We start from the raw sequence: 23,061 nt of genomic DNA, 5'->3' as shown, positions 1-23,061 counted from the left end.
TTTAATAAATTTTGAAATACGGGCATTACTTTTTTGGCATTTTAATAAAAAATTAGCACAATAAGTACGGAAGAGCCAGAATGCCGTAGCAGGAAGCGTACTGCCCTTCGGGATTTCTCTGGGAAAAACTATGAATAAAGTCAATACAGCCATCAAACTACTAAGCAGCAAAGCAATATAACAAGCAATTCGTCGTTTAGTGTAAAAGTAGGCAACAATTGGAACTTTAAAGGCAAGCACAGCAGTTACCCATAGACTGCGCCTACATAACTTGACCAACTTTTGTAATTTCTTTGGAGCGATCGGAGGTTGAGCGATCGCATTGAGATTCTCCTGTTGAGTCATCGGTAGTGGCGGTGAGGAGGATTTAAATTAACATACCACACCGCCAATACATATATAGCGATCCTAAATGAATTGTGTAATTGTTGTAGGGGCAAACCCCCCGTGGTTGCACCGATCCCTGGGGGTAGGCATGGGGGCAATACCCCTACATATTGGTACTGACTTAGGATTGCTATATTCAGCAAGTTGTCAACAATTTCCTAACTTTTAGGAGGATAATTTCGATCGCCATTTTAAGCAATAAAAATCAACGTTCCCTTGCTCATTTCCAAAGTATCGCCCATTTCCATACCATTGTGAAAAGCACCCAAAATCACCTCGCTAGTTTTGCCTAAAGCGATCGCCCCGCTAGCATCAATTCCAATTGCGCCAAAATCCCGTTGACGTTCGTCAGCTTCAGTAAAAGAACGCTCAAAAGCAGCTTTCAAACTCAAACCATCCGTTACCCGAATCACAATTCGCGCCGCCAAACACTCGTCCATAATGTGCTCGCCAATTCCCGTACAGCTTACCGCCGCACTTTGGGCCGCGTAATTTCCCGCCGGCATTGCCGAGTCGCTAACCCGCCCGATGCGCTCAAAACCCTTGCCACCAGTAGAAGTCCCAGCAGCCAAGCGTCCATGCACATCCAAAGCTACGACTCCGATCGTACCCACACCGGCCGGTTCGGCAACCACGTCAGCCATTGCTTTGCTAAAATTGCCTTGGCGTTCCTGCATCCACTCGTGCAAACGCAAATCCGTCATCGGATCGTAAATCGGCAATTGAAGTTCTCGCAGCAATTCCGCCGAACCAAAATCAGAGAGAACTCGATCGTCCGAATGCTGCAAAAATTGAGCAAGTTCGATCGGATGTTGAACGCGAGAAACATTAATCGCCCCGCTGAAACGCTGCATCAAACCATCCATCAGCGAAGCACTCATCCGAATTTGACCGTCCGACTGCACCACAGAACCAGTACCGGCATTGAATCGCGGGTCATCTTCCAACAATTGGCACCCCCGCACCACTGCATCTACGGCACTTGCACCGTCTTTCAGCAGCGGATAAACTTCCTCCAAAACATCGTAAAGCGATTTCCGCACCGCCTCAATTCCGCCTTTACTGTGTAGAGAACTGCCGGCACCGCCGTGAATAACTAATTTTGGTTGCACTTGTTGCGATGCCATAATTTATAACCTAATAACCTAAAATTTTTCCTTTGCAATCTTAGCTTTGTTCGAGCAACTTGCCCTAAATTCTTAATCTTGAGCCGCCAAACGGCGGCGACGACAACGTTCCGAGCAGTATTTGACCTCATCCCAGCAGTCCGCCCATTTTTTGCGCCAAGTAAAAGGTCGATCGCACACTGAGCACATTTTTGTCGGTAAATCAGATTTCGATCGTTGCTTAGCCATGCTAATTTTGACAATAGATTAACTAATTCACATCTTGTACCATTTTTATGAACAGGCAAGAGGCGTGTTCCACAAGAGTTAAATTTGATTGTGGAACAGGCATCTGGCCTGTTGCTAAGGAAACAACCTAATTTCTGCCAAACACCTCTCAAATAAAAATGCTCGAAAAGGCCGACGCCAACATCCGAATAGTCTTAGTCGAACCAGCAGGGCCCTTGAATGTGGGTTCTGTTGCCCGCGTGATGAAAAATATGGGTTTGCACCAATTAGTTTTGGTAAATCCCCAATGCGATTATTTAGGGGAAGAATCCCGACTGATGGCAGTTCGCGCCGCCGACATATTGGAAACGGCGAAAGTAGTCGAGAGTTTGCCCGCTGCTTTGGTTGGGTGTGTCAGAGCGATCGCAACTACAGGAGATGATAGTCGATCGTTGCCAACACAACTAGAAGAACCCGCAGAGGCCTTGCCTTGGCTCCTAGAAGCCCCCAGCGCCCTCATTTTCGGCCGAGAAGACTGTGGCTTGACCAATGCCGAATTAAACCGCGCTCAACGCCTGATCCGCATTCCCAGCAGCGATGCCTACACTTCCCTAAATCTCGCTCAAGCCGTCGCTATCTGCTGTTACGAAATATACAAGTCAGTTGTCAGTTGTCAGTTGTCAGTTGTCAGTGGCCAGAAGGAATCGGCTCCTTTGGAAAATTTAGAGGGATATTACCAGCAACTAGAAACGCTGTTACTCAAAATAGGATATTTGCAGCAGCACACAGCAGCAAGCCGGATGGAAAAATTTCGGCGTTTGTACAACAGAGCCTATCCGACAGTGGATGAAGTCGCCATGCTGCGGGGCGTCCTCCGCCAAACAGAATGGGCAATCAAAACTTACCCACGAGAGGCAAATTCTGATACTCTGGATGGGGCGTTGCCGGAAAATCCAATGGATAGCTAGGAGAAATGCTGATAATTGGGGATGTGAGATTGAGGATTTTTTTCACAGAGAACTTTCCTGCACCCACTTATCACCTTCATAACAAGGTTTCTTGACTAAAAACCTAAGCTTTGCGATAATTTGCGAGCAATAAACCCGGTTGCTGATACCATGCAGCGTCTGGGGCAAATCTAAAATCTAAAATCTAAAATCTAAAATCTAAAATTGATTGGCTGGCAAGCTGAAAAATCTTAAACTTGAACTTTACATTAGTGATGAAGGAGTAAGACGTGGCAGAGCGGTTTCCCAAAGGATCGATATTATCCGTGATATCCTCGATATCTTCTCCCAACTCCGGCTCAAAGCAGCCTAAGTCCGGCAAAGCAAGTCAGTCTGGCAAATCGGGCCGCCGCCGCCCTCCGCAACCGCAAAACGGCAACCCAGAAATTCGATCGCCCGAACCTGCGACTTTGCCACCGCAACAGGGCCGCGGCAGCAGAAATGGAGCCAATTCTCCCACATCTTCGGAAGAATTTACTACACAAGACTTTTTATCCGATCCTCGATCGGCAATTAACCCCAGAAAACCCAGAACCAGCAAAACTCCGCAGTCGAAGACTCGCCAACCCCGCAAAAAAGGCCTCGCTGCTGTTGATATGTTTGAGTTTCCCGATCCCAATCAGGAGCGGGAAAATGTGAGTTCGATCGCCAGCAATCCCAACACCCAGATCCCAACTGCCACACCCCCTACCACCCGTGGAAGTCTTCCCAGTTCGCCCCCAGTTCGCATTTCAGACACGGTAATCCCCGCAGATGCCAAAAAACCCCCCGTGCCTAAACCGCGCCCAAAAGCGAGTGAGAGACCGGGTAAACGCTCTGCACCTCGGAGCGTGCCACCGTTGGTGTACGCTACTCGCTTGCTGATTTTAGGAGTTGGGATAGCGGTGATTTGCGGTACGCTGCTGTCGGTGGTAAATGCTGTGAGTCGAGCATCCACTGTAGCGCCAGAAGAACAAACCACCGCAGGGCAGAAAAACCAAGCCGATAGCGCCTCTGCGGAATCGGCAACCCCAGAAGTGCTGCAACTGAATCAAGAATTAGGAGCTTTGAAAACCCAAGTTCAGGTTTTAGCAACAGAAAATCCTAGTTTGACAGCCGGAATATTTCTAGTCGATTTAGATACTGGAAGCTACCTAAATTTTAATGGCGATACTGCTTTTGCTTCAGCTAGCACAATTAAAGTGCCAATTTTAGTAGCTTTTTTCCAAGCAGTAGATGAGGGCAAAGTGCAGTTAGATCAGATGCTGACGCTGAAGTCCGAACACATTGTCGGCGGTTCTGGGGATATGCAAGACCAGGCTCCTGGCAAGAAGTATTCGGCTTTGGAAGTTGCCCAAAAGATGATTGTTGTCAGTGACAATACGGCGACAAATATGATGATTGAGTTGTTGGGAGGTGCTGAGGTGTTGAATCAGCAGTTTGCCAATTGGGGTTTGAGGGCGACGGTTCTCCGCAATAATTTGCCTGATTTGGAGGGAACTAATACTACCAGTCCGCAGGATTTGATTAATATCATAGCCCAGATTGATCGGGGTAATTTGGTATCCGTCAAATCGCGCGATCGCATTTTGCAAATCATGCGCCAAACTAGAAATGATTCTTTGCTGCCGAAAGGTTTAGGCGAAGGTTCAGTTATTGCTCACAAAACCGGCAACATTGATACAATGCTAGCGGATGCGGGGATGGTGGATTTGCCGAATGGTAAGCGTTATTTGGTGGCGGTGATGGTGAAGCATTCACCGGAAACAGAGAAGCCAGCTCAAACATTGATTCGGGAGATTTCTCGGATGAGTTACCGCTATTTGTACGGTGGGGAAACGCCAGCCGATTCACAAGTGAAAATTAAAAATTGAAAATTCAACCGGGTTTTTTCGGACAAGTCTCGTAGACTTTATCAAACTATAAATCAGTTTGTATTATGAAACTAAGCATCCGCCTTGCTTGTCTGGTAGCGCTCTCAACTTTAGCCGTTGGAGTCTCCCCCACCTTGAGTAATGCTAATCCTGCTCCTGAATCTGAGACGGACGGCGTGAGAGTGATCAACAATAATATCGAACTCAATCGGGCAAAAAACTTAGCCCGTCAAGCAGCAGAAAGGGCTAATGGGGGTTTAGGCAACTATCGAGCTGAAGCTTCTATGCACGGTATTTCTAGGGAATCGCCTTTTGTAGACAATGGCGATGGAACTTGGACTTTTACTTTTAAGGGTAACAAGCCTGGTTCGTCTGTCTTTACTGTAGAAACGGTTGTTACGGTTTCCCAAGATGGCCGAATCAGAGTTGATTACAATGGGCAAATTCGCCAGTGATCTCAATTTTGAACAACTTTGCAAATACCGGACGATGCAGTTTCAATCTCCGATCGGGATTTAAGTTAACGGCATTTTTTCCGTTTGTTACAATCAAGGGAATTCCCATCCTCACATCAGCGCTAATGCAAATTATCCTAGAAGTTCCCGATCTCCTTGGCGAAAAACTGCAACAATTGGGCGATCGTCTCCCGGAAGCCCTGGATCGCGCACTTCGGGAACTCGCCCCCGCAGAAACCATCTCCTACCAAGACGATCGCCAAATCGTCGAACTGCTAGCGAGTCAACCCAGCCCAGAAGAAATCCTCGCAATCCGCCCCACACCTGCGTTGCAAGCCCGCATGAGCGAACTGCTCGATCGCAATAAATCCGGCACTCTTTCGGCCAGAGAGGAAGTTGAACTCGATCGCTATTTGCTGTTAGAACATTGGGTGCGTTTAGCCAAAGCTAATGCCTATAAACGCTTACAGACAGAAGCATGAGTTATGTACCAGCCACTCTGCGTCGGCTAGTGACCCAACGCGCCGGAGAGCAATGCGAGTATTGTCGATTTCCCCAAACGGCTTCACTCTTTGCCTTTGAAATGGAACACATCATTGCTGAAAAACATGATGGGGTCACCGAAGCTGAAAACCTAGCGTTATCCTGTCCTTGCTGCAACCGTTTCAAAGGAACTGACCTAGGTTCCATCGACCCTGAGACACGACAACTAACTCCCTTTTTTAATCCCCGTGTCCAGGAATGGTCAGACCATTTTCGGCTAGAAGGAGGATCAATCGTCCCACGGACACCAGAAGGGCGCGTAACCGCTAAAATTCTGCAATTTAACCTCCTAGAACGCATCCTCGAACGCGAGCAACTTATCAGTATTGGGGAATTTCCAGCACCCCGCCCACAAACCACATAAACAGTAGGTGATTGTATAAAATCAACCCAACGATGCCGATTGTAGCAATGACTTAGAGAAGCGGTATTACAAAACAAATGAATAATTTTAATTGTGAAAAAACCTTATAACTGGAATACTCTTATAGACTCCTTGGGTGATTGTAATTCCCCGTATGCTTATATAGTAGCTTATTATCTTTCAAGATTTGATAGAGATGGTTATCAGAAATTGGGATTTGGTAACATGACTGATACCCATGAAAAAATAGGCTCTCTACTGGGAATTTCCGCTAATACAATCAAAAATTTGAGAGATGCCTTTGATCCTTATCATGAAAATAGGCGTAGAGGCTGGTGGCAGAGAGAGTTATGGCGTTGTGAGAAAGAAATTTATGAAGGATTTAAAGAATATTCTGAAGAATAACTCTATGTTTTAGTTTGCAAAATTTTAACCACACCCAAACTTAATTTTGAACAGCTTTTCGATTCTTTTAGTGTCTCAGATGATACGCTAATCTTTCCTGATGAAGTCGGAGAATTAGAGGAAACTCAAACTTTTAAAGAAGGTTCTATCCGTCAAATACAAGTTAATGCCTATGAAAGGAATAATCCCGCTCGCAAAAAATGTATTGAATATTATGGGCTAAATTGTTATGTTTGCCAGTTTAACTTTGAAAAAATTTTTGGAGAAATAGGTAAAGGTTTTATTCATGTTCACCATATAATACCTTTATCTGAAATCAATCAAGAATATGAAGTTAATCCTATTCAAGATTTACGTCCACTATGTCCTAACTGTCATGCAATGATTCATAGGAAATATCCTCCATTTACTATTGAAGAAATTAAAGATTTACTTAGTAAAAACTGACTTCGTAGATAGATGTCCCAGATCTTTTCTGAGATCCGAGAGGCTCAAACCCTTGCCGCACCAGCCATACAGCCGAAAGATTTGACCCCCTCAAAAAAACACCTAGCTATTCACGGAAATTTCAGGAACCGGAAAGCGATTAAATGCTCACGACTGCTAACTGTTCCGCCGCCTCTTTTTCGTTCATCTCGTCGAGTTTTTGCCACACTTGCTGCATCAATTCATCCAATCCAAGTCTACTAACGGCGGAAATCAACAAAACAGGAGCGCCGCTAATTTCTTTAAGTCGGCTGATTAAATTACCGATTTCTTCGCTTTCGAGATCGATCGCATCTACTTTATTAAAAGCTAAAATCTGCGGTCGATCGGCTAAACCACGCCTGTAAGCCTTCAATTCTTCCTGAATTGTGACATAATTGGCGATCGGATCTTCATCCGTAACATCGATCAAATGCAGCAACAACCGAGTCCGCTCAATGTGCCGCAAAAACTCGTAACCCAAACCCGCGCCTTCGTGCGCTCCCTCAATCAATCCCGGAATGTCTGCAAACACCGTACCGTCTCCAGTCGGTTTTCTGACTACGCCCAAATTCGGGACTAAAGTTGTAAACGGATAATCTGCTATTTTGGGGCGAGCCGCAGACAAAGCTGAAATTAAGGTGGATTTGCCAGCATTCGGCATCCCCAGAATTCCCACTTCCGCTAATAGCTTCAATTCCAAACGCAAAAATTTGTGTTCACCTTCTTTTCCCGGCATCGCATAATCGGGAGCGCGGTTGGAATTGGTTAGAAAACACTTATTCCCCAAACCGCCTTTGCCACCTTTGGCTACACAAAAAGTCTGTCCGGGTGTCACCAAATCTGCCAATATGGCCTGAGTTTCCGCGTCGTAAACTACTGTACCGCAGGGAACTTCGATCGTGCGATCGTCCCCACCGGCACCGGTCATATTTTTCGGCGCGCCCCGCTTCCCGTCATCGGCTTTAAAAATCCGGTTGTACTGAAAATCTAGCAGCGTTTGCAGGCTTTCCACCGCCACCATATACACGGAACCGCCTTTGCCGCCCGTCCCGCCAGAGGGGCCGCCCGCCGGTACATACTTTTCTCTGCGAAAAGCTACCATACCGTCGCCGCCTTTGCCGGCTGCGACTTGAATATCTGCTCGATCGATAAATTGCATAATTTAGTCAGTAGTCAATAGTCAATAGTCAGTTGTCAGTTGTCAGTTGTCAATAGTCAGTAGTTATTATGATACCAGATCCAAGTACCATATTTCTCTTTTTCTTTAGTCCGGGTCGGCAGACGCCAGCCAAGTTTAGTTGCGACTTACAGTTGCCCGAAAATTATAATTATACCAATTTTTAAAAGTAGTGCAGAGCGAGAGATTGTAAGCGAGCATTTGTAGAGAAACGGCAATGCTGTGTCCGGCTCCAATATTTGCGATTTTTAATAATTTGTATAAGATTGAGGATTGTACTAAGACTTTTATTGAAGTAGTATCAAAGCAGATTTTCTCTTAGCAAGACTTACCTACAAAAACTGAGGAAACCGGGTTTTTCTACTGGCTTTTTCTACGGGTGCGGATGGGTGTAACGATGTTTTGTCCTAGAAAAACCCGGTTTTTGCATCCTGGACTAATTAGTAGTCATTGGTTAATAGTTACAGTCATTAATCCAAGATTTCACAAGAATGACAACTGACTACTAACAACTGCCTACTGACAACTGCCTACTGACAACTGACAACTGACAACTGCCTACTAACTACTAACAATATGACGATACATCTTCCTTACATTCATCTGCCAAATAGCAGAGAGCTCGAAAGCGCATCCCGACTAACTGTTCGTAAAGTGGGTTAATCTGGCACATCGCCGGAATGTGGACGATTTTGCGACCAAATAACACGACATCTCGCTCAAATGGACACTGGGGCGGAATAATTTTACAGACAAAGTGTGCCAATTTTGGGTCGTGAATTTCCCAGCCGTCAAGCCAGTCTTTGACGGGTTGCAGGACATCTTTGTGGTGAGGTTTAGGTAGCCGAGATGAAAGGGGTGTTCCGGCGGGGGCGACATTCGCATCAAAAACTATTTGGCTGCTGGGCCCCTGCGGATCATCGCACTTGCAGTCTTCGATGGTGTGTCGCAGAGCTTCGAGCGCCTCTACATTGTGCCCCAAAGCTCTGCAATAATTATAGATTACCTCGTCTTCGCTGAGCGAGTAGGTACCGTCTGCCAAAGCTACCATGACTGCTGTCCTCAAAAAATCCTCGCCTTTGGTGGTGTCTTTCCCTAACACAGCGGCTAATTCCTCTGGGGTAATAGGTTCAAAACTCTCCTCAAAAGATACCGGGTGTAGTTCATCCTGAGTTAGATTTGCAATCATTTTTTGCTCGTCTTCGTCAAAGTTGCCGTCTGCCCAAGCAATTGTCAGCAATCCCCGCAGCCAAGCAGCAATCTCTTCATTGGTGCAGGAAGATTTAGCGTTACTCATTAGCATTTCCACTTGGATGTACCAGTCAATTTGTTCGTTTACAGCGGACTCAATATTCCCCTCCCAATAATTTTTACTGGTTTTTTGGTCGATGGATGATCTATTTGTGGAAGGTTTGTGCCTGAAGATTGCTCCAAACGCTTGTAGTGGAAGTGTTAAAAGCATATTTGTTTCTCAGCAGCATCGCTGACTAGCGAGCTAATCTATTGGCTAATCCTATTCCCTAAAAAGTCATCTATCGAGAGGAATAGGTTTGTTGAATTCATCTTAACTTTAGTTGCACCCATCAAGATGACGATCGAATTTTATGCAAGCCCGATTGCCATTAGCAACCCGATTTTTCGCAAGAAACAAAAGGTTGGCAAGCGTTGGATCTAATCAGACACTGGGTTTGTCACCCAGGGGCGATCGAACTTCGCTCTCTTTACATTTTAATATATATTTTTGTAAATTTTTCTGTGCCGGCAGCGTCATATTAACAGCTAGCCGGATTTAAGCTGTTGAAATAAAAATATCTGAGGAAAATGTTACTGCCGGTTAACAGTTGTGATTGCTGTGTCCGCCTAAAAATGAGAAAATTTTTAACTTCGGCGGCACAAAATCCAGCGCAATTCCATGGGCGGACGTGCGTTTGCCATTGGGAAGACATCTCGACCGGTTGCCCAACTGGGAAACCAGGGCGTCGGTGGCCAGGCTCCTTCCGGCAGGTGGTGGCGTTCATATTCAAACACCAATTCGTCGGATATTTGGACTAAGGGCAACCCTTCCATTGCGGTGGCGAGTTCTTGGGGGGTAAATAAAGTAGACCAGGAGAGTTGGGCAACTTGTCGCACGAGGGCATCTGGCTGGTAGTCGCCGACGGTTAAAAAGGTGCTGAACAGCAACAGGCCTCCGGAACACAGGGAATCGCACATTTTGGCGAGGAAAAGCCGTACTTGATCGCTGTCTCGAAAATGTGAGATGACTTCGGCGGCAACTGCCAACTGGTAGCGGGCTGGTTTCATCCGCATTAAGGGATCGAGCACATCGCCTTCAGTCACTGTCACGGGAAGGTTTTCGGCTGTTACTGCGGCTTTCAATTGTTCTGCAAAAGCTGGAGCTAGTTCGATCGCATCTACAGAATAGCCCAATCTCGCCAGCGGCAAGGTATTGCGGCCGGTACCGGCCCCCACGTCCAAAATCCGCACTCGATCGGGTGTACCCAATTTAGCAGCCGTGGTCATTAATTTTGCATCGGGATGAGAGCCGAAAAGCGGAGGTTCTCTGGTGTCTACCCAGCTTTTGTACTGTTCTCCAACTGTTGAGCTAGTAACAATGACTTTGCAAGCTAAACCGGTTTGCGGCGGCTGCACTGATTCGTATTGCAGGATCAGCATCGATGCTGTGGAGGTGCGGTAGCCTTGTTCTAACTTGGTGGCTAAGAGCTTGCTGAGTTCGTCTCTGCGGTCTTCGGGCAGGGGTCTGTCGAGAGTGCTAAATAGCTTTTCTATGGACTTGAGATAGTGGTTTAGCATTCCTGGGACGCAGGGGAAAATTAATTCTCCGCGAGCGTTTATGCGAGTATTAATTTTGTAGAGGATTGCTTGCTGGAGAATGTCGGGATTTACTACCAGCGGTAGCTGTTCGGTCTGGTCGATCGTACTTTCGGCGCCCATAGATTCCGCGAAGAAGTCATTAGTTATTAGTTATTAGTCATTAGTCAGAGGGAAGGCTGTTGAGAGCTGACTGTACAATTCAAGAGTATAAAAAAGCCGATTTTAGATTTATTTGGTTTGGTTGCTTAGTCTTTTTAGATTGTATTAAATCAGATTTGAGAGCTTTATTTTGGATAAATCTCAAGTCTAAAATCTCAAATCGACCTAGCCCAAAACCCCAGTAGGTTCCAAAATCGGAGTTAGTATCAAGAAAAGCTGTAGCGGATTTAAATTGTATTTTTCACGGCGAGGTGGAAAAAGCGTCAAATCCTCTCGCCTTCTCCCCTCTCTCCTTCCCCTTGTCAGCCATAACAGGCAATTTATATGGGTAGCAAATTAAAGCTGGGCTTAGTTGCTGCCGGTAAAAGTCACTAGGGGGAATCTTGACTGAGCTTCCGTCATTGGGCGTCGTCTGCCTTCCTCTTGCCAGTAGTTGATGACTTCTGTGGCTTGGTTGAGGATTTCGACACGATCGTTATCAGCAATCCAGTGTTTGGCTTCGAGTTCGTTTTTGAGGTCTTCCCACGCATCTTTGCGGGGCCAGAAAAAGTAGGATGTCAGCGGGCTAGTTCCTTTGCCGACAACTTGGTCAACGGCGAGGGCAACATTCTCTTCTAGCCAGAGAACTTTTAAGATGAACTTGGACAAGCAAACCTCCAGGGTTCCGATCGAACTTGTTAAAAATTTCTACAATCGCTAAGCGTAGCACACTCTGTTCGATAATTGGTCATCGGCCATGAAAAGTTTTGTGGCGCGGCTGGTTTTAGCGCCACTCAGGGGCTGGGAACAGATAAAATTTGGGTTCTCACCGGCCCTAGGTACAAGGATAGTTTAAGTTGTGAACAGAGTTATTGTAGTTTTTGACATTGACGGTGTGGTGCGGGATGTGTCCGGTTCCTACCGGCGGGCAATTGCGGATGCGGTGGAACATTTCACGGCGGGCGCTTTTCGCCCGAATTCTCTCGATATTGACTCTCTGAAGTCTGAGGGAGTGTGGAATAATGACTGGCAGGCGTCTTTCGAGTTAGTTTGCCGTTATTTTGAGGGAATTGGGCGATCGAGAAACGAACTCGCTCTCAACTATGACGAATTAGTGGCTTTTTTCCAAAGTCGCTATCGCGGGCCTGATGAGAAAAATTGGACTGGTTACATTTGTGATGAACCGCTGTTGTTAAGTCCGGCTTACCTGGAAAATTTAACGGTTGAGGGCATGGTTTGGGGCTTTTTTAGCGGGGCGATGCGGGATGAAGCTGCTTATGTTTTGTCAGGGAAACTGAGTTTAAATTCCCCGGTGTTGGTGGCGATGGAAGATGCACCGGGAAAACCCGATCCGGCTGGACTTTTCGCGGCAATTGAACAGTTGGAAAATCTGCACGGTTTAGAAGAAAATTTGCCGGTGATTTACGCGGGAGATACTGTTGCGGATATTTACACGGTTGTGAAGGCGCGGGAAGTGCAAGCAAATCGGGTTTGGCTGGGAATCGGAATTTTGCCGCCTCATGTTTTGGATGATGCTGTGCGCTGCGAGGCTTATGCTGCAGGGCTGGAAAATGCGGGTGCTGCAGCGGTTTTCAGGAATGTCGAAGAGTTGACCGCTGCGCGGATTCGAGAGTTAGTTCAGTAGGCCAGTCAGTCTGTAGGCTACGCATTCGGCACCTTATTTTGTTGACAAACAATTCCTGTAGAGTGCGCCTAGCGAACCGGATATTATATCAAATCCGTTCGCATCGGAATTATTCATCTCTCTCTTCCCTTTCTCTGTATCCTCTGTGTCCTCTGCTGTTTAATCATTCCGATACAACCGGCATGGATATTATTGACAAACAAATGTAACTTTGTTAAATAATATTGCACCTTATTTTATTGACAAGTAAATGTAGTTTTGTTACATTTATTTGTCAATTTTTGCATCTTTGAGTTGACAATATCTGCTGCGGCGGCTTAGTACAGAGGAGAGGTCAATCTCTAGGAGAGTGCCACTATGTTAGTTTCGCGATCGAGTGATAAACAACCTACGCCGGAAGAAACTCGGCAACTAGAAAAGCTCCAAGTCAAAATCGAGCGAGCTGTTGCTGACGGCAAGATATCTAAGCATGAAATGGAAGACATCAAGAGAGCGATTTGGGCTGACGGAAAGGTTACTGTTGAAGAACTGGAACTATACAGAATGTTGGTGACAGATAGGATTGTTGCTGGAGATGTGGAATACGAGTTTTGAGAATAAAGAAGTTTAGCAATGAGCGGTGTACTGGTGAATATTGAGGAAAGAAGAAACAGGGAAGAAGAGTTAGAATTGTTCTTCAATAGTTTATTTCTTGCTATAGCAATTCTTGCAGGAGTCGTAAAGGTTTGACCCCACCCCAACCCTCCCCTTATCAAGGGGAGGGAGTAAGAAGAAATTCACAAATGATGCGAGGATTGCTATATATCTTCGGGTGACATTTGACAAGTTTTTGGATCATCCCTTTGAGGAATTATATGCCACAATTATCGGGATGCTCGCAATTTTTCATTGGCGTTGTGAGATTATTTTAAGTGCAAGAATTTGTCTAATGCACTGACTGCAAGTGGTGGCCAGCGGCGGTTATTGGCAACCCAATCGAGGTCTTTGTAGCGGGAGTCGAGGCCGATCGCGGCTACCCAATTGCTCTCAGCTTCGCCGCGCTTTCCTGCTTCCCAAAGACAGGCGCTGAGGGCGGCTCTCATGTCGGCAAATTGGGGGTATCTGCGGACGATGTTTTTCATGTTGCGAATTGCTTCTTTGGTTTGCCCGTTTTGATAAAGTGCGAGGGCGTGGTTGGCGCGGGCAAAGGCGTATTCGGGGGCTAATTCAAAGGCTTTGTTGTAGTCGGCAATTGCTTGTTCCCATTGTCCTAAACCTGCTTCGGCGTTGCCTCGGTTGTTGTAGGCGGCTGGATCTTGGGAGTCTAATTCTAGTACATGATTGTAGTCGGCGATCGCCTCTTCCCACCGTCCTAAACCTTCTAAGGCGGTGCCGCGGTTGAGGTATGGATCGGGGGCGTCGGGTGCTAGCTCGATCGCTCTTTCGTAGTCTAAAATAGCTGCTTGTAGTTTGTTTTGGCTGACTCTAGAGTTGCCTCGGTTGCTCCAAGCGGCGGCTTGTGAGGGAAATTTGTCAATGATTTGAGTCCAAAAAGTTTCTGCGGCGGGAAATTTGCCTTCATTTGTAGCTTCAAAAGCTTTTTGAACGAGTTCTCCTAATTCCTGTTGAGGATCGGCGATATCTGTTGCTTGTACTTGTGCGGCAACGGGGGCGATATTTCCCAACCATACTAACCCGGTTACAATTAATACTGTAAAAAATGTCAAAAGTGAGCGAATCATTGTTGTTGGCGGTTTAAACTTTACTAAGCATATTATTAACCCAAATTGCGGGCGTTGCTTGGATAAGTTAGGAGTGATTTGGTGAAAAAACGGTTGCTAATTTTGGGGGGGACGGGGGATGCTGCTGAATTGGCGGTAAGAGCGTCTCAAATTGCTGAAATTGAGGTGGTTTCTTCGCTAGCAGGACGCACTCAACAGCCTTTTACCCCAAAAACGGGTACGGTGCGAATTGGGGGGTTTGGTGGGGCGGCTGGGCTGGCGGAGTTTTTGCTCGTTAGCGCAGCCCGCCCCTACGGGGGCTACGCCAACGGAGAGGATCGCCCGATCGACTTCTTAATCGATGCTACTCATCCGTTTGCCGCTCAGATTTCTGCTAATGCTGCTGTTGCTGCTGCTGAATGTAATGTGCCCTTTTTGATGCTGGTGCGTCCTGCTTGGGAGAGGGTGGAGGGCGATCGCTGGATTGATGTTGCCAGCCACTCGGAGGCTGCAAAGGCTTTATTAGGGCTGTCTCAGCGGGTGTTTCTGACGATTGGTAGGCAGGAATTGGCTGCTTTTGCTGGTTTGGATGCTATTTGGTTTTTGATGCGGGCGATCGATCCTCCGGCACTCAATACTCCTATTCCTAATGGTAAATTGTTATTAGCAAGGGGGCCTTTTTCTTTGGAAGAGGAGCGCCAATTACTATTAGAATATCAGATTGATACTATTGTTAGTAAAAACAGCGGGGGCGGTGCTACTTATGCGAAAATTGTGGCGGCTAGGGGACTGGGAATTCCGGTGGTGATGGTGCAGCGGCCGCCGATTCCCGATGTTGAGCAGGTTGCTGATGTTGAAGGGGCGATCGCTTGGTTAGTTAAGCAGTTATGATATCAAATCCGTTAGCATCGGAATAGTAAATTCGAGTTGACTGTTGTCAGTGAACAGTCAACATCATTCCGGTGTTACCGGAAATGATGTTAGTAGGGTTTCAAACATCGGTCAGGTTATGTCTTTGAATAATAGTTGATTTCCTGGCTGGATGATTATTTGTTTTAGTTCTAGCTGCATTTTTTGACTGTTTTAATAGGATTTGAAATATAAAATAATTTAAGTTAATAGATTTTAGCAATTCTGCATTTATGCGGAATTGATGTTAGAGATCAAGATTCAATTTATTGAAAACTAGGATGGTGGTGGGCAATCATTTCCTTCAGCAGTTCTCATTCCTCCTATGATAGTTTCCACGATCGCACACTGCTTACCACCACCCTTAACAGGAGAAACTGATACCACAAATCGCCCAGGAATTGCAGGATTTGTAGTTGGCAATTTTTTTACATTGCCCTGATAGTCAAAAATGATCGAGTTGAGAGGAAGATCAGCATCAACAACAGAACCAGTTGCATTCGTTAAAAGTGCAATAGTGCCGGGTTTAATTTCGCCTCCAGCATTTAACGTCTGTGTACTACCACCCGTAGCTAATGGTGGGATAAACGTAACTGTTGGGGGGTCTGTAGGATTAAATGTAACTGTGACACTGCTCTTAGTTCGCTTTGCTTCGCTTTGTGCAAGTCGTAATGATTGGAAAACGCGATCGTTCACAGTGCGAACTCTTTGTCTGTTGATGAATGCCAGCCAGCTTGGAGCGGCGATCGAACTTAATATACCTATGATTAACGCTATCACCAGCACTTCTAGAAGCGTAAACCCTCCATCGCCTTTTCTGGATGCAGTGTTGTGGAGATTAGGGCTGGGCTTGGCAGCCGATTTATGCAAAAGTTTTAATAATATTGGTGGGGTTTTCATGGTATTATCCTACTGTTAATCGGCGGGTGGCGATGCGGAAAGGTGTTTTAGGCATTAAGTTAATTTCCTCGCGCGCCTAGACCTTGTACTTGAACGCTTGCTGTTGGGAAATATGCCGCTTTCTTGGCATCATAATCAGCATTAGTTTGAAGTCGGCGGAGGCTATTTCCTCTGATAGTTACTCGGGCTAAGTTTCTAGCATTATCAACACAAGCGTAAAAGCTATTGGTAGGTGGTGATGAGGCTGAGTCGGTTACTCTTAGAGTCCCTTCTGGAACATCTGTCGGTCCCGCTAACCCTCTTTGAGTTTGGGGAGTGCCGAGAGCCTTTTGACACTCAGCAGCATCAAGTTGCTTGGGGCTGTGGTCGATATAATTAACCAGAACTTCAGAATTTACTAGAGGCGATCCCCCTGTAATAAGTGTCACCTTTTTTGTAGGTTCGCTAAAATCAAAAGCTGTACTAAAAGCTTCATCTTTATGAGAGCTTTTGGGAGTATCTGTTTTTGCGTAGTAAGGGAAATCAGGGTCGGTCGGCGGGGCGTAAGGGTTTTTAACTCCATCCTTAATTTCATAGCGTTCAATACGTGTAGGACAAGTGCCTCCTGAAGGCTGACACCAAATAGGATTAGAACCAGTCTCTTTAATCTGGTAGTATGCCACTAAAGATCGTACGTAGGTGTCGTTACATTCAATTGTTCCCCCTGTTTGGCCTGGAAGCTTACAGTCACTTGGCTTTAAGCCCGCACTCAGAGGGATAGCATTTTTAATCTGCTGTCGCTTCCAAAATACTAGAATTGGAGTACCAGTCGTATTTTGAGGAGGAGCAGGGAGTTGAGTTTTGATATCATCGATTTCTGTGCCGTTGTAAATATAAATAGCTTGACTCAAATCTTGGGCGATGAAATCAACGGCCGCCTGAAGGTCTTGCTCGGTATTTGACTTGACTTGTTCCCTCCTGTCGGTATTCAGCATATCCACTACAAAACCGAGCATCGGCGTAATGATTAAAAACGCCATAATTGCTCCGACTAATAGCTCGACCAGAGTCATGCCCTTGTCTGTTTGAGCTGGTCCAGAGCGGTTTGGCGGGTGCTGAGTTTTTAGAAGCAACCTGAGTAAAGTTTTCATTTTGACTTTTTCCTTTGTCAAATGGGGGAGCGATTTTAATTTGATCGAAGTTCCTGCGATCGTTATTTACAGCCAACGGTTCGAGCACAAATGGAGCGATAGGATGAAGCCCCGCCTTCTGGGGCAGGAGGAATTTCTGTATTCATTACTACCAAGGGTGCCTTGGGGTTTCCAAGTCCAGCTCCAACTATAGATTGACCTGTAGCTGTCAAAGGGCTAGTAGCATCGGCTCTGTAAACCCGCACAATCAAACCGTAGCCCGCTTTTTTCGCATCTAAATTAGTAGCACTTACAGATGATTGCCGCACACCCTGAACACGAAAATCTTTGTTACCAGTACAACCAGGATTTTCATCCAAGTCAACGCAGTACAAATCGTTAACAGATCCAGGAGCAGCAGGAATGGCAGCAGCATCTGCTGCAGGAAATTCCCCATCTGTCGGTTTAATCGCCCCCGTCCTGAGAGCGTCGATGTAAGTTCTCGCCGCCTGCGTGGCGAGTTCTACCCGCCGCGCTTGTACGCGAGTTGCTACAGAGAAGGCCATCACGGGGGCGATCGCAATCATCAGCACCGAAACTACAATCATCGCTACCAAGGACTCGATAATTGTGTAGCCGCCGTCTCGCGACTTAGGTAAATTTTGCTGTTGTTTTTGCTCAGTCATAAGTAGAACTCCAGTAATTGCGAGGCAGAAATTTAGGCCGGAGGAGGACACACACTTGGTTTGAAAGGAGCATCCACAGCGTAGGTACCCGGGGTTGATGCAAGTTCAGCACACATCAAAGTTTGTACCCACTTGTCATCGCGACCTACCTCCCGGAAATACTCATCCGGCTGAGTCTTTCTGGGAGGAGTGGTAAATCTTTGGGTAAACAAGTCAGGTGGCTGAGATAGCAAGCCTACATCGAAACCCCAATCCCGTTTTGGTGGGATGAAATAGGGAAAGCGACCTCCACCATCAGTTCTATATGCTGTGTCGGGAGCGGTGTAAGCAGCAATTGGTGAAGTCGTTGGTCGCTCAAACAAACTTTTTAGTTTAGTAGCTGCAGCGACCATCGAAGGAGCATCCGGTGGCAGAATTGGCAGATAAGGACTCGTGCTGTAGGCGCTACGATTTAGTTGAACGAAAGAACCCTTGATGTCGGTTGGAGTATCCACACCGCCGATTTGCCAGCTTTCCAAAAAGCGGGGCAAATTTTGCAGACCCCCGTTGGAGTCACCGGTATTAGCGTTAAGAGCTCGGGAAGGAATGTCCCCCGCTCCTACAATCAGATGGAAACTTGTCGCTTTAGCTCTGGGTAGCCACCCAGTTTCTTTCACTACCTTATTAACTACTGGTGGACCTGCGGAGGCTGCGGCGGTTCCCACCGTTTGAAGCTGTAAGACTGGCATCAGCAGCGGCTGGAAGGTGGCAGTTGTGGACAAAACTGGCAGATTTATACCATTCCAGTCGGTTCCATTTCTGTTGACCACAAACGGTAATGGATCCTGACCGTAATTTACAGCAGTAGCAGTTGGTGTTGCTGTTGTAGCGAACCACAGAGAATTAGCTTTTGGTGTCCCAGAAGCAGTAGAACTGACTGTGGTGCCACTAATGGCGTAAGGCCGTGGAGTTGCCCCTCCAGCCAAATTGCCAGCAGTTCTTGGGAATGCAACGCGACGGGGGAATCGCTGTAAAGCAGGAATAGGAGGATCAGCAGTTGTACCAGCTTTATAGGTACTTAAACGGTTAGCTTGATTGTATGTGGGTGTCGAGGTAATTACATCAGAAACTTTTCGCCCTGTCTGTGTCGCAGAGACCGGCGTCAACGGATCGACGAACCAGTCGGCCTCGGTACATTCCGAAACCGGCAGTTTTATGCAAGTTTCCATCAAATACTCTGGGAAATTTCCGCGCCTTTGGACGGGGGTGATAAAGTTGTTGAAGTAAGAACTATTCAACTGGGGAGTTGCATAATCAGAATCTTGGAGCGCTGTTGCTGGAGTCACATCAGGGGACAATTTGCCGTCACTTAAAAATGCCCGGCTAGTGAGACCGTTAGTAACAAAATTGTTGTGATAAAAACCTTGTTGTCTCCGAGGTAGTACAGCAGCAGCGCCCGCATTATTTCTGAGGTCAAAATCCCCTTCGTTGCGGAAGCCAAAGCGGTAGTCTCCTGAAAGCAGAGTAACAGCATCTGCTAGTACCGTTGCGGGACGCCAATTATCACCAATGGTACAATCCTTAAGTCTGGGGTCGCCTGCGCGACAAGCAAAATTAGGATTGAGAATGCCACGACTACCGTAAAAATTACTCCAATTGTCTGTTAAAGCTGTTGCGAACTCTTGTTGGCTGTGTTTGTTAAATTCTCCTTTGATATAAACTGGCAAATTAGATACCAAAGTCAGACCTTTTTCCCTAACCACATCTGCCACTGTATATGGATTTGGTCTTACCGGACCAGGTTTGCCACGGAATAGCTTTTGACCGTTGATGACTAAAATTCCGTTGGGCTTGCGCGTGGGGTCGAGCAGAGAATCTGTGGGACTGACTAATTTATCCCTATTTTCATCAGCACTTCGAGCACTCCGATCGGGGAGCGCGTCATCCCGACTGGCATAAATAACCCCGCTGTTTGGCAGTAAATACTCTTTTGCCGGCGCTGGCCCGTTAGTCCCAGTAAATTCTTCCCCCCGCAGTTCCTCTATATTCAACTGAGTCGCTCGAACTTCTAGGGGCTGCCGTTCTTCGATCGGCTGGTTGTAATTCCCTGTCAATATTGCAGCGGGGGCAGTAGGTGGAGTAGCCACAGGCAAGGGGCTGCTCAGCGTAAACTCTTCATTTACCGCAGTGGTGGTATTGTCAGCGTCTACCGCCTTGATTTCTCTAGCATTCAAAAATGCTACTTCCTGAATAGCCCCAGCAGGAATTGCAGTGCTAGCAGTAGGACTCTGCAAAATATCCACAGCGCAAGCAGTAGAGTCGATCGCTGCTAAGTCTTCTAAATTGCGATCGCCTTCAGCTTTTAGCAGCGCCTCTCTCAAAGGCTTGTTGGCAAACCTACCGTCAGGGAAGACGTAGTTGGCTTGCGCGGTATAAATGGGGTTGCCACCGGTCAACAAGCCGTTAGTGATGGGGAGAGGTCCCCCAAGATCAGTTGGTCGTCCTGGGAATTCGTAAACTATGCCGTTGTGAGAGCCGATTTTTGTATTTGCAGGGCGGGTTGTTGCTGGAAGAGTTAGATCTCCACTGACATCAGCCAGTGTACTTATATTCCTCGCTGTCAGTGCGGTACTGGGGTCGTAGTAACTGCTGACGCAGGCAAATGGGGTTTGTTGAGGAGTGTCACCTTGGTTGTAGCCGCTGTCGGCATAGTGATAAACGGCCGATGCCCGCATCCGCAAATCGCCTTTGGCAAACTTGGGCGTGCTGGGGTCAATGGCTGAGTCAGTTACGACCGGTAGATCAGTACCGTTTGCGTCTGCGACTACTTCTGGCCCACCACTAGCAGGCATCGTCGCTGTTCGCCAGCGAGTCCAAGTGCCTGCCACATTGTCATATACTTTCGATCCAGGTCCCAGCGGTGACATCGGCATGGAGTCCGGCCAGACGACGGGGTATTGCTCTACAGCCCCCGCCCCTGTAGTTTCTGGGTCGTCGTAAGTATTGCTGGAGGTCAACGCATCGCCGATCTTGGCGGGTCCGCTTACCCGATTACCAGCACTATTTATCCAGCTAGGCGGTGGCAGGAAGGAAGTTGTGCGATCGTAAACTCCTGCACTGGTAATTATCCGCAAACCACCTATACCGTCAAGAGGAGTTGCAGGTATTTGAGCTGATGTTTTTTCCCAAAAACCGTCGCGGTCTGTCGCGCCCACGTCTGCGAGCTGAGTCACCTGGGACGATCGTGTGCGAGCAGTACCGTCATCTGTCCAGTTTCCTAATGGTTGCGATGCGCTGACAAATTGGTTTTTGGTGTTGTCCCAAAGTAGGGCAGGCAAGTTGTTACCCGCCACTACTCGATCACCGATGTATGTTTCTTCTTCGGGTGGAGGCTCAGGGTTTTTTGCTTCTAGTTGCTCGGCTGTGAGACTTAATTGGGATATGCTCTGTGGATCTGCCCATGCAAGTTTAGGTCGTAAACCCGGCCCCCCTGCATCAACCAAATTGCCACTAATCGCGCCTCCAGTTCCGTTGACGCCAAAGGGCACTTCAGCAAAGGGAACTTTCCGAGTCCTCTGCTTAAAATACTCTTCCAGCGCTTGTTCCCGTGTTTGTCCGGGAGAGCCTGCGACATCTAGTTGGGCGTTTTGGACTGAAATTGGATCGGTAAGGGGATCGGTTTCACTCCCGACTGGTCCGATCCGTTCCCTTACTAAAGCCGCGATGCGATCCGTGAAAGCTTGGTTGTTATAGATTACGCCTAAAGAGCTGTTTTTTGTAGATTGATTTGTGGTGTCAATTGTTAGGTTTGTTTTTGGATAGTCTGAATTATCACCTTTTTTGAACAGGTGTACTGGCACTGGAGTTTGGGAACTGTTATTTCCCGAGTGGCCGTTGACCACATTGCCACCCACAATTATTTTGCTATTTTCTTGTTCGTAGAAACAGGAATCCTTGCTGCTAACTTGATATAAATTTAATTGTTCTCCCGATCTCGTAGTCGTCACGATCAGATTACTATTTGTCATCATCCGCCCGTTGAGCTTTAACGAGGGGCCGGGAGATATTTCCAAATCATCTTCATATACAACCGCATTATTGCTCAGGGGAATGCGGCTTTGGTCTTGCTGGTATTCTAGAGCTGAAACGCTAGGGGTGCCTTTGAATTTTCCTGCCATCGGCACATTGACTGTGTAAACAAAAAAACTTTTTTTGAGCCTGCCATCTATTTTGTACCAACCAGAGTCGCCGACCAAACTAGCGCTAGTACCAGCGGCAGCCTCGCACCCTTTTTTGAGCGAGCCTCCCGACATTGGAGGTGTTCTTGCTTCTAACGGCTTTCTCGCTCTTGTAAAATCGCCGCTAGGGTTACGCGGTGGAGAGCGAAAGAATATGCCGTAGATTGTATAAGTATCGTCCACGCCGTCTTTATCCGTATCGACGGGATATCTCCAAGCAGTATTTATCTGTTCGTCTGTTAGGGCATTTAGCTTCGCAGGGTCAAAGGGAGCGACTGTACCATTTCCATCGAGATCATACTTAAGTGTCAGTCGATTTTCACCGCCGAATGTATAAAGATCTTGACCAGAAGCAGACGACATAATCCGGTACATTTCATTGTCGGATGGAGTCGCCGTCGGTCTTTGCGGGTCTTCCTGCAGCATAAACTGAATTTTTGCTTTCGCCCGATCGAGCGCGGGAGTCGCAGCCGCCAGCACCTGCTGGTTCACGCGCACGTTACGCGCCGTATTAGCCCGATCAAACGATCGCAGGGTAATCGCCACAGTCAACAAAATCACTACCAGCAACACCATCGTCACCGTGGGCAGCACAAACCCCGCCACCGGCAGTCTCGCCCTCCGGCCCATAGCCATCAGGGTTTGTAGCATTGCTCTCATCAGCCGCTTCGCCCCGGATCTGGTAACACCAGCAATCCGCCGCAGCAGGGATACGATAACTTTGGATAATTTGCTCTTAAACATTGACGCCTTCCTGAATAATTTCAGAGATGGTATTGCAGGTAGTTACTGCTTGACAGTACAATCCCATCTTTATTGTTCCCATTTTTTGCAACTTGCATATCAGCCTCTTGCACAAATTTAAATCTGTACCTTGGCTGAAAAATAACACCCACAAACCCCCAAGCAAAATCGCCGCCGATAATATATTT

General features: G+C 47.0%; 22 protein-coding genes. 10 read left to right on the top strand and 12 right to left on the bottom strand.

Annotation, left to right across the window (positions count from 1 at the left end; translation table 11 throughout):
* The 3 genes from QUA34_RS23980 to QUA34_RS23970 form a co-directional block, all read right to left on the bottom strand.
* Window positions 1-240, bottom strand: a 240-nt coding sequence (locus QUA34_RS23980) for a hypothetical protein (protein ID WP_333389557.1), incomplete at its 3' end; no start/stop codon positions are given.
* Between the two features lie 338 nt (window positions 241-578).
* Window positions 579-1,514, bottom strand: a complete 936-nt coding sequence (locus QUA34_RS23975; protein WP_333081367.1) for an isoaspartyl peptidase/L-asparaginase — start codon at window positions 1,512-1,514, stop codon at window positions 579-581.
* A 72-nt stretch (window positions 1,515-1,586) separates the two neighbouring features.
* Window positions 1,587-1,742 carry a DUF2256 domain-containing protein gene (locus tag QUA34_RS23970; protein ID WP_333081368.1) on the bottom strand — a complete coding sequence of 52 codons (156 nt, stop codon included), beginning with the start codon at window positions 1,740-1,742 and terminating at the stop codon, window positions 1,587-1,589.
* Window positions 1,743-1,900: 158 nt separating this feature from the next.
* Between QUA34_RS23970 and QUA34_RS23965 the strand changes: the two genes are divergently transcribed.
* From QUA34_RS23965 to QUA34_RS23935, 7 genes are all read left to right on the top strand, one after another.
* On the top strand, window positions 1,901-2,689 hold the full coding sequence (locus QUA34_RS23965; RefSeq protein WP_333389555.1) for an RNA methyltransferase: 789 nt from the start codon (window positions 1,901-1,903) through the stop codon (window positions 2,687-2,689).
* A 305-nt stretch (window positions 2,690-2,994) separates the two neighbouring features.
* A complete protein-coding gene (locus QUA34_RS23960) occupies window positions 2,995-4,581 on the top strand; it encodes a serine hydrolase (RefSeq protein ID WP_333389553.1) in 1,587 nt (528 codons plus the stop codon).
* A 65-nt stretch (window positions 4,582-4,646) separates the two neighbouring features.
* The gene (locus QUA34_RS23955) at window positions 4,647-5,036 is read left to right on the top strand and encodes a hypothetical protein (protein ID WP_333389551.1); all 390 of its coding nucleotides are present in this window, start codon (window positions 4,647-4,649) and stop codon (window positions 5,034-5,036) included.
* An 8-nt stretch (window positions 5,037-5,044) separates the two neighbouring features.
* Window positions 5,045-5,518: a hypothetical protein gene (locus QUA34_RS23950; protein ID WP_333389549.1), complete on the top strand. Its 474-nt coding sequence runs from the start codon at window positions 5,045-5,047 to the stop codon at window positions 5,516-5,518.
* Window positions 5,515-5,943, top strand: coding sequence for an HNH endonuclease signature motif containing protein (locus QUA34_RS23945; RefSeq protein ID WP_333389547.1), 429 nt, complete (start codon window positions 5,515-5,517; stop codon window positions 5,941-5,943). The genes QUA34_RS23950 and QUA34_RS23945 overlap by 4 nt, the downstream gene beginning before the upstream one ends.
* A 93-nt stretch (window positions 5,944-6,036) precedes the next feature.
* Entirely contained in the window at window positions 6,037-6,348 is a 312-nt protein-coding gene (locus QUA34_RS23940; RefSeq protein WP_333389545.1) for a hypothetical protein, read from the top strand.
* A gap of 21 nt (window positions 6,349-6,369) precedes the next feature.
* Window positions 6,370-6,795, top strand: a complete 426-nt coding sequence (locus tag QUA34_RS23935; protein WP_333389559.1) for an HNH endonuclease — start codon at window positions 6,370-6,372, stop codon at window positions 6,793-6,795.
* Window positions 6,796-6,934: 139 nt separating this feature from the next.
* Here the strand turns inward: QUA34_RS23935 and obgE are convergent, their stop codons facing one another.
* From obgE to QUA34_RS23915, 4 genes are all read right to left on the bottom strand, one after another.
* Window positions 6,935-7,975, bottom strand: coding sequence for a GTPase ObgE (gene obgE, locus QUA34_RS23930; RefSeq protein WP_333389544.1), 1,041 nt, complete (start codon window positions 7,973-7,975; stop codon window positions 6,935-6,937).
* 586 nt (window positions 7,976-8,561) lie between these two features.
* Window positions 8,562-9,455 carry a Mo-dependent nitrogenase C-terminal domain-containing protein gene (locus tag QUA34_RS23925; protein WP_333324962.1) on the bottom strand — a complete coding sequence of 298 codons (894 nt, stop codon included), beginning with the start codon at window positions 9,453-9,455 and terminating at the stop codon, window positions 8,562-8,564.
* 416 nt (window positions 9,456-9,871) lie between these two features.
* Entirely contained in the window at window positions 9,872-10,945 is a 1,074-nt protein-coding gene (locus QUA34_RS23920; RefSeq protein ID WP_333324964.1) for a class I SAM-dependent methyltransferase, read from the bottom strand.
* A gap of 387 nt (window positions 10,946-11,332) precedes the next feature.
* Window positions 11,333-11,644: a 30S ribosomal protein PSRP-3 gene (locus QUA34_RS23915; RefSeq protein WP_333037125.1), complete on the bottom strand. Its 312-nt coding sequence runs from the start codon at window positions 11,642-11,644 to the stop codon at window positions 11,333-11,335.
* 178 nt (window positions 11,645-11,822) lie between these two features.
* Between QUA34_RS23915 and QUA34_RS23910 the strand changes: the two genes are divergently transcribed.
* Window positions 11,823-12,608, top strand: coding sequence for a TIGR01548 family HAD-type hydrolase (locus tag QUA34_RS23910; RefSeq protein WP_333389542.1), 786 nt, complete (start codon window positions 11,823-11,825; stop codon window positions 12,606-12,608).
* Window positions 12,609-12,965: 357 nt separating this feature from the next.
* Entirely contained in the window at window positions 12,966-13,202 is a 237-nt protein-coding gene (locus QUA34_RS23905) for a hypothetical protein (RefSeq protein ID WP_333324968.1), read from the top strand.
* Window positions 13,203-13,510: 308 nt separating this feature from the next.
* Here the strand turns inward: QUA34_RS23905 and QUA34_RS23900 are convergent, their stop codons facing one another.
* Window positions 13,511-14,329 (bottom strand): tetratricopeptide repeat protein, encoded by an 819-nt coding sequence (locus QUA34_RS23900; RefSeq protein WP_333389540.1) that lies wholly within the window; start codon window positions 14,327-14,329, stop codon window positions 13,511-13,513.
* 81 nt (window positions 14,330-14,410) lie between these two features.
* On the opposite strand from QUA34_RS23900, the gene QUA34_RS23895 reads away from it, so the two are divergent.
* Window positions 14,411-15,199, top strand: a complete 789-nt coding sequence (locus tag QUA34_RS23895; protein ID WP_333389538.1) for a cobalt-precorrin-6A reductase — start codon at window positions 14,411-14,413, stop codon at window positions 15,197-15,199.
* A 294-nt stretch (window positions 15,200-15,493) separates the two neighbouring features.
* Here QUA34_RS23895 and QUA34_RS23890 read toward each other — a convergent pair whose 3' ends face one another.
* The 4 genes from QUA34_RS23890 to hpsA form a co-directional block, all read right to left on the bottom strand.
* Complete coding sequence (locus QUA34_RS23890; protein WP_333389536.1) at window positions 15,494-16,117, bottom strand: prepilin-type N-terminal cleavage/methylation domain-containing protein; 624 nt, start codon at window positions 16,115-16,117, stop codon at window positions 15,494-15,496.
* 59 nt (window positions 16,118-16,176) lie between these two features.
* Complete coding sequence (hpsC, locus tag QUA34_RS23885; protein ID WP_333389534.1) at window positions 16,177-17,247, bottom strand: hormogonium polysaccharide secretion pseudopilin HpsC; 1,071 nt, start codon at window positions 17,245-17,247, stop codon at window positions 16,177-16,179.
* A 62-nt stretch (window positions 17,248-17,309) separates the two neighbouring features.
* Window positions 17,310-17,912: a prepilin-type N-terminal cleavage/methylation domain-containing protein gene (locus QUA34_RS23880; RefSeq protein ID WP_333389532.1), complete on the bottom strand. Its 603-nt coding sequence runs from the start codon at window positions 17,910-17,912 to the stop codon at window positions 17,310-17,312.
* A gap of 32 nt (window positions 17,913-17,944) precedes the next feature.
* Entirely contained in the window at window positions 17,945-22,873 is a 4,929-nt protein-coding gene (gene hpsA, locus QUA34_RS23875) for a hormogonium polysaccharide biosynthesis protein HpsA (RefSeq protein WP_333389531.1), read from the bottom strand.
* Between the last annotated feature and the right edge of the window lie 188 nt (window positions 22,874-23,061).

The sequence above is a fragment of the Microcoleus sp. POL10_C6 genome (assembly GCF_036701585.1).
GTDB lineage: Bacteria > Cyanobacteriota > Cyanobacteriia > Cyanobacteriales > Microcoleaceae > Microcoleus.
This window is presented reverse-complemented; position numbering and strand designations above follow the sequence as displayed.

Excerpts from the sequence above, each read along its gene's own strand:
- hpsC (WP_333389534.1), bottom strand. The coding sequence starts at position 17,247 with ATGAAAACTTTACTCAGGTTGCTTCTAAAAACTCAGCACCCGCCAAAC.
- QUA34_RS23920 (WP_333324964.1), bottom strand. The coding sequence starts at position 10,945 with ATGGGCGCCGAAAGTACGATCGACCAGACCGAACAGCTACCGCTGGTA.
- QUA34_RS23905 (WP_333324968.1), top strand. The coding sequence starts at position 12,966 with ATGTTAGTTTCGCGATCGAGTGATAAACAACCTACGCCGGAAGAAACT.
- QUA34_RS23965 (WP_333389555.1), top strand. The coding sequence starts at position 1,901 with ATGCTCGAAAAGGCCGACGCCAACATCCGAATAGTCTTAGTCGAACCA.
- hpsA (WP_333389531.1), bottom strand. The coding sequence starts at position 22,873 with ATGTTTAAGAGCAAATTATCCAAAGTTATCGTATCCCTGCTGCGGCGG.
- QUA34_RS23955 (WP_333389551.1), top strand. The coding sequence starts at position 4,647 with ATGAAACTAAGCATCCGCCTTGCTTGTCTGGTAGCGCTCTCAACTTTA.
- QUA34_RS23900 (WP_333389540.1), bottom strand. The coding sequence starts at position 14,329 with ATGATTCGCTCACTTTTGACATTTTTTACAGTATTAATTGTAACCGGG.
- QUA34_RS23890 (WP_333389536.1), bottom strand. The coding sequence starts at position 16,117 with ATGAAAACCCCACCAATATTATTAAAACTTTTGCATAAATCGGCTGCC.
- obgE (WP_333389544.1), bottom strand. The coding sequence starts at position 7,975 with ATGCAATTTATCGATCGAGCAGATATTCAAGTCGCAGCCGGCAAAGGC.
- QUA34_RS23975 (WP_333081367.1), bottom strand. The coding sequence starts at position 1,514 with ATGGCATCGCAACAAGTGCAACCAAAATTAGTTATTCACGGCGGTGCC.
- QUA34_RS23925 (WP_333324962.1), bottom strand. The coding sequence starts at position 9,455 with ATGCTTTTAACACTTCCACTACAAGCGTTTGGAGCAATCTTCAGGCAC.
- QUA34_RS23970 (WP_333081368.1), bottom strand. The coding sequence starts at position 1,742 with ATGGCTAAGCAACGATCGAAATCTGATTTACCGACAAAAATGTGCTCA.
- QUA34_RS23945 (WP_333389547.1), top strand. The coding sequence starts at position 5,515 with ATGAGTTATGTACCAGCCACTCTGCGTCGGCTAGTGACCCAACGCGCC.
- QUA34_RS23880 (WP_333389532.1), bottom strand. The coding sequence starts at position 17,912 with ATGACTGAGCAAAAACAACAGCAAAATTTACCTAAGTCGCGAGACGGC.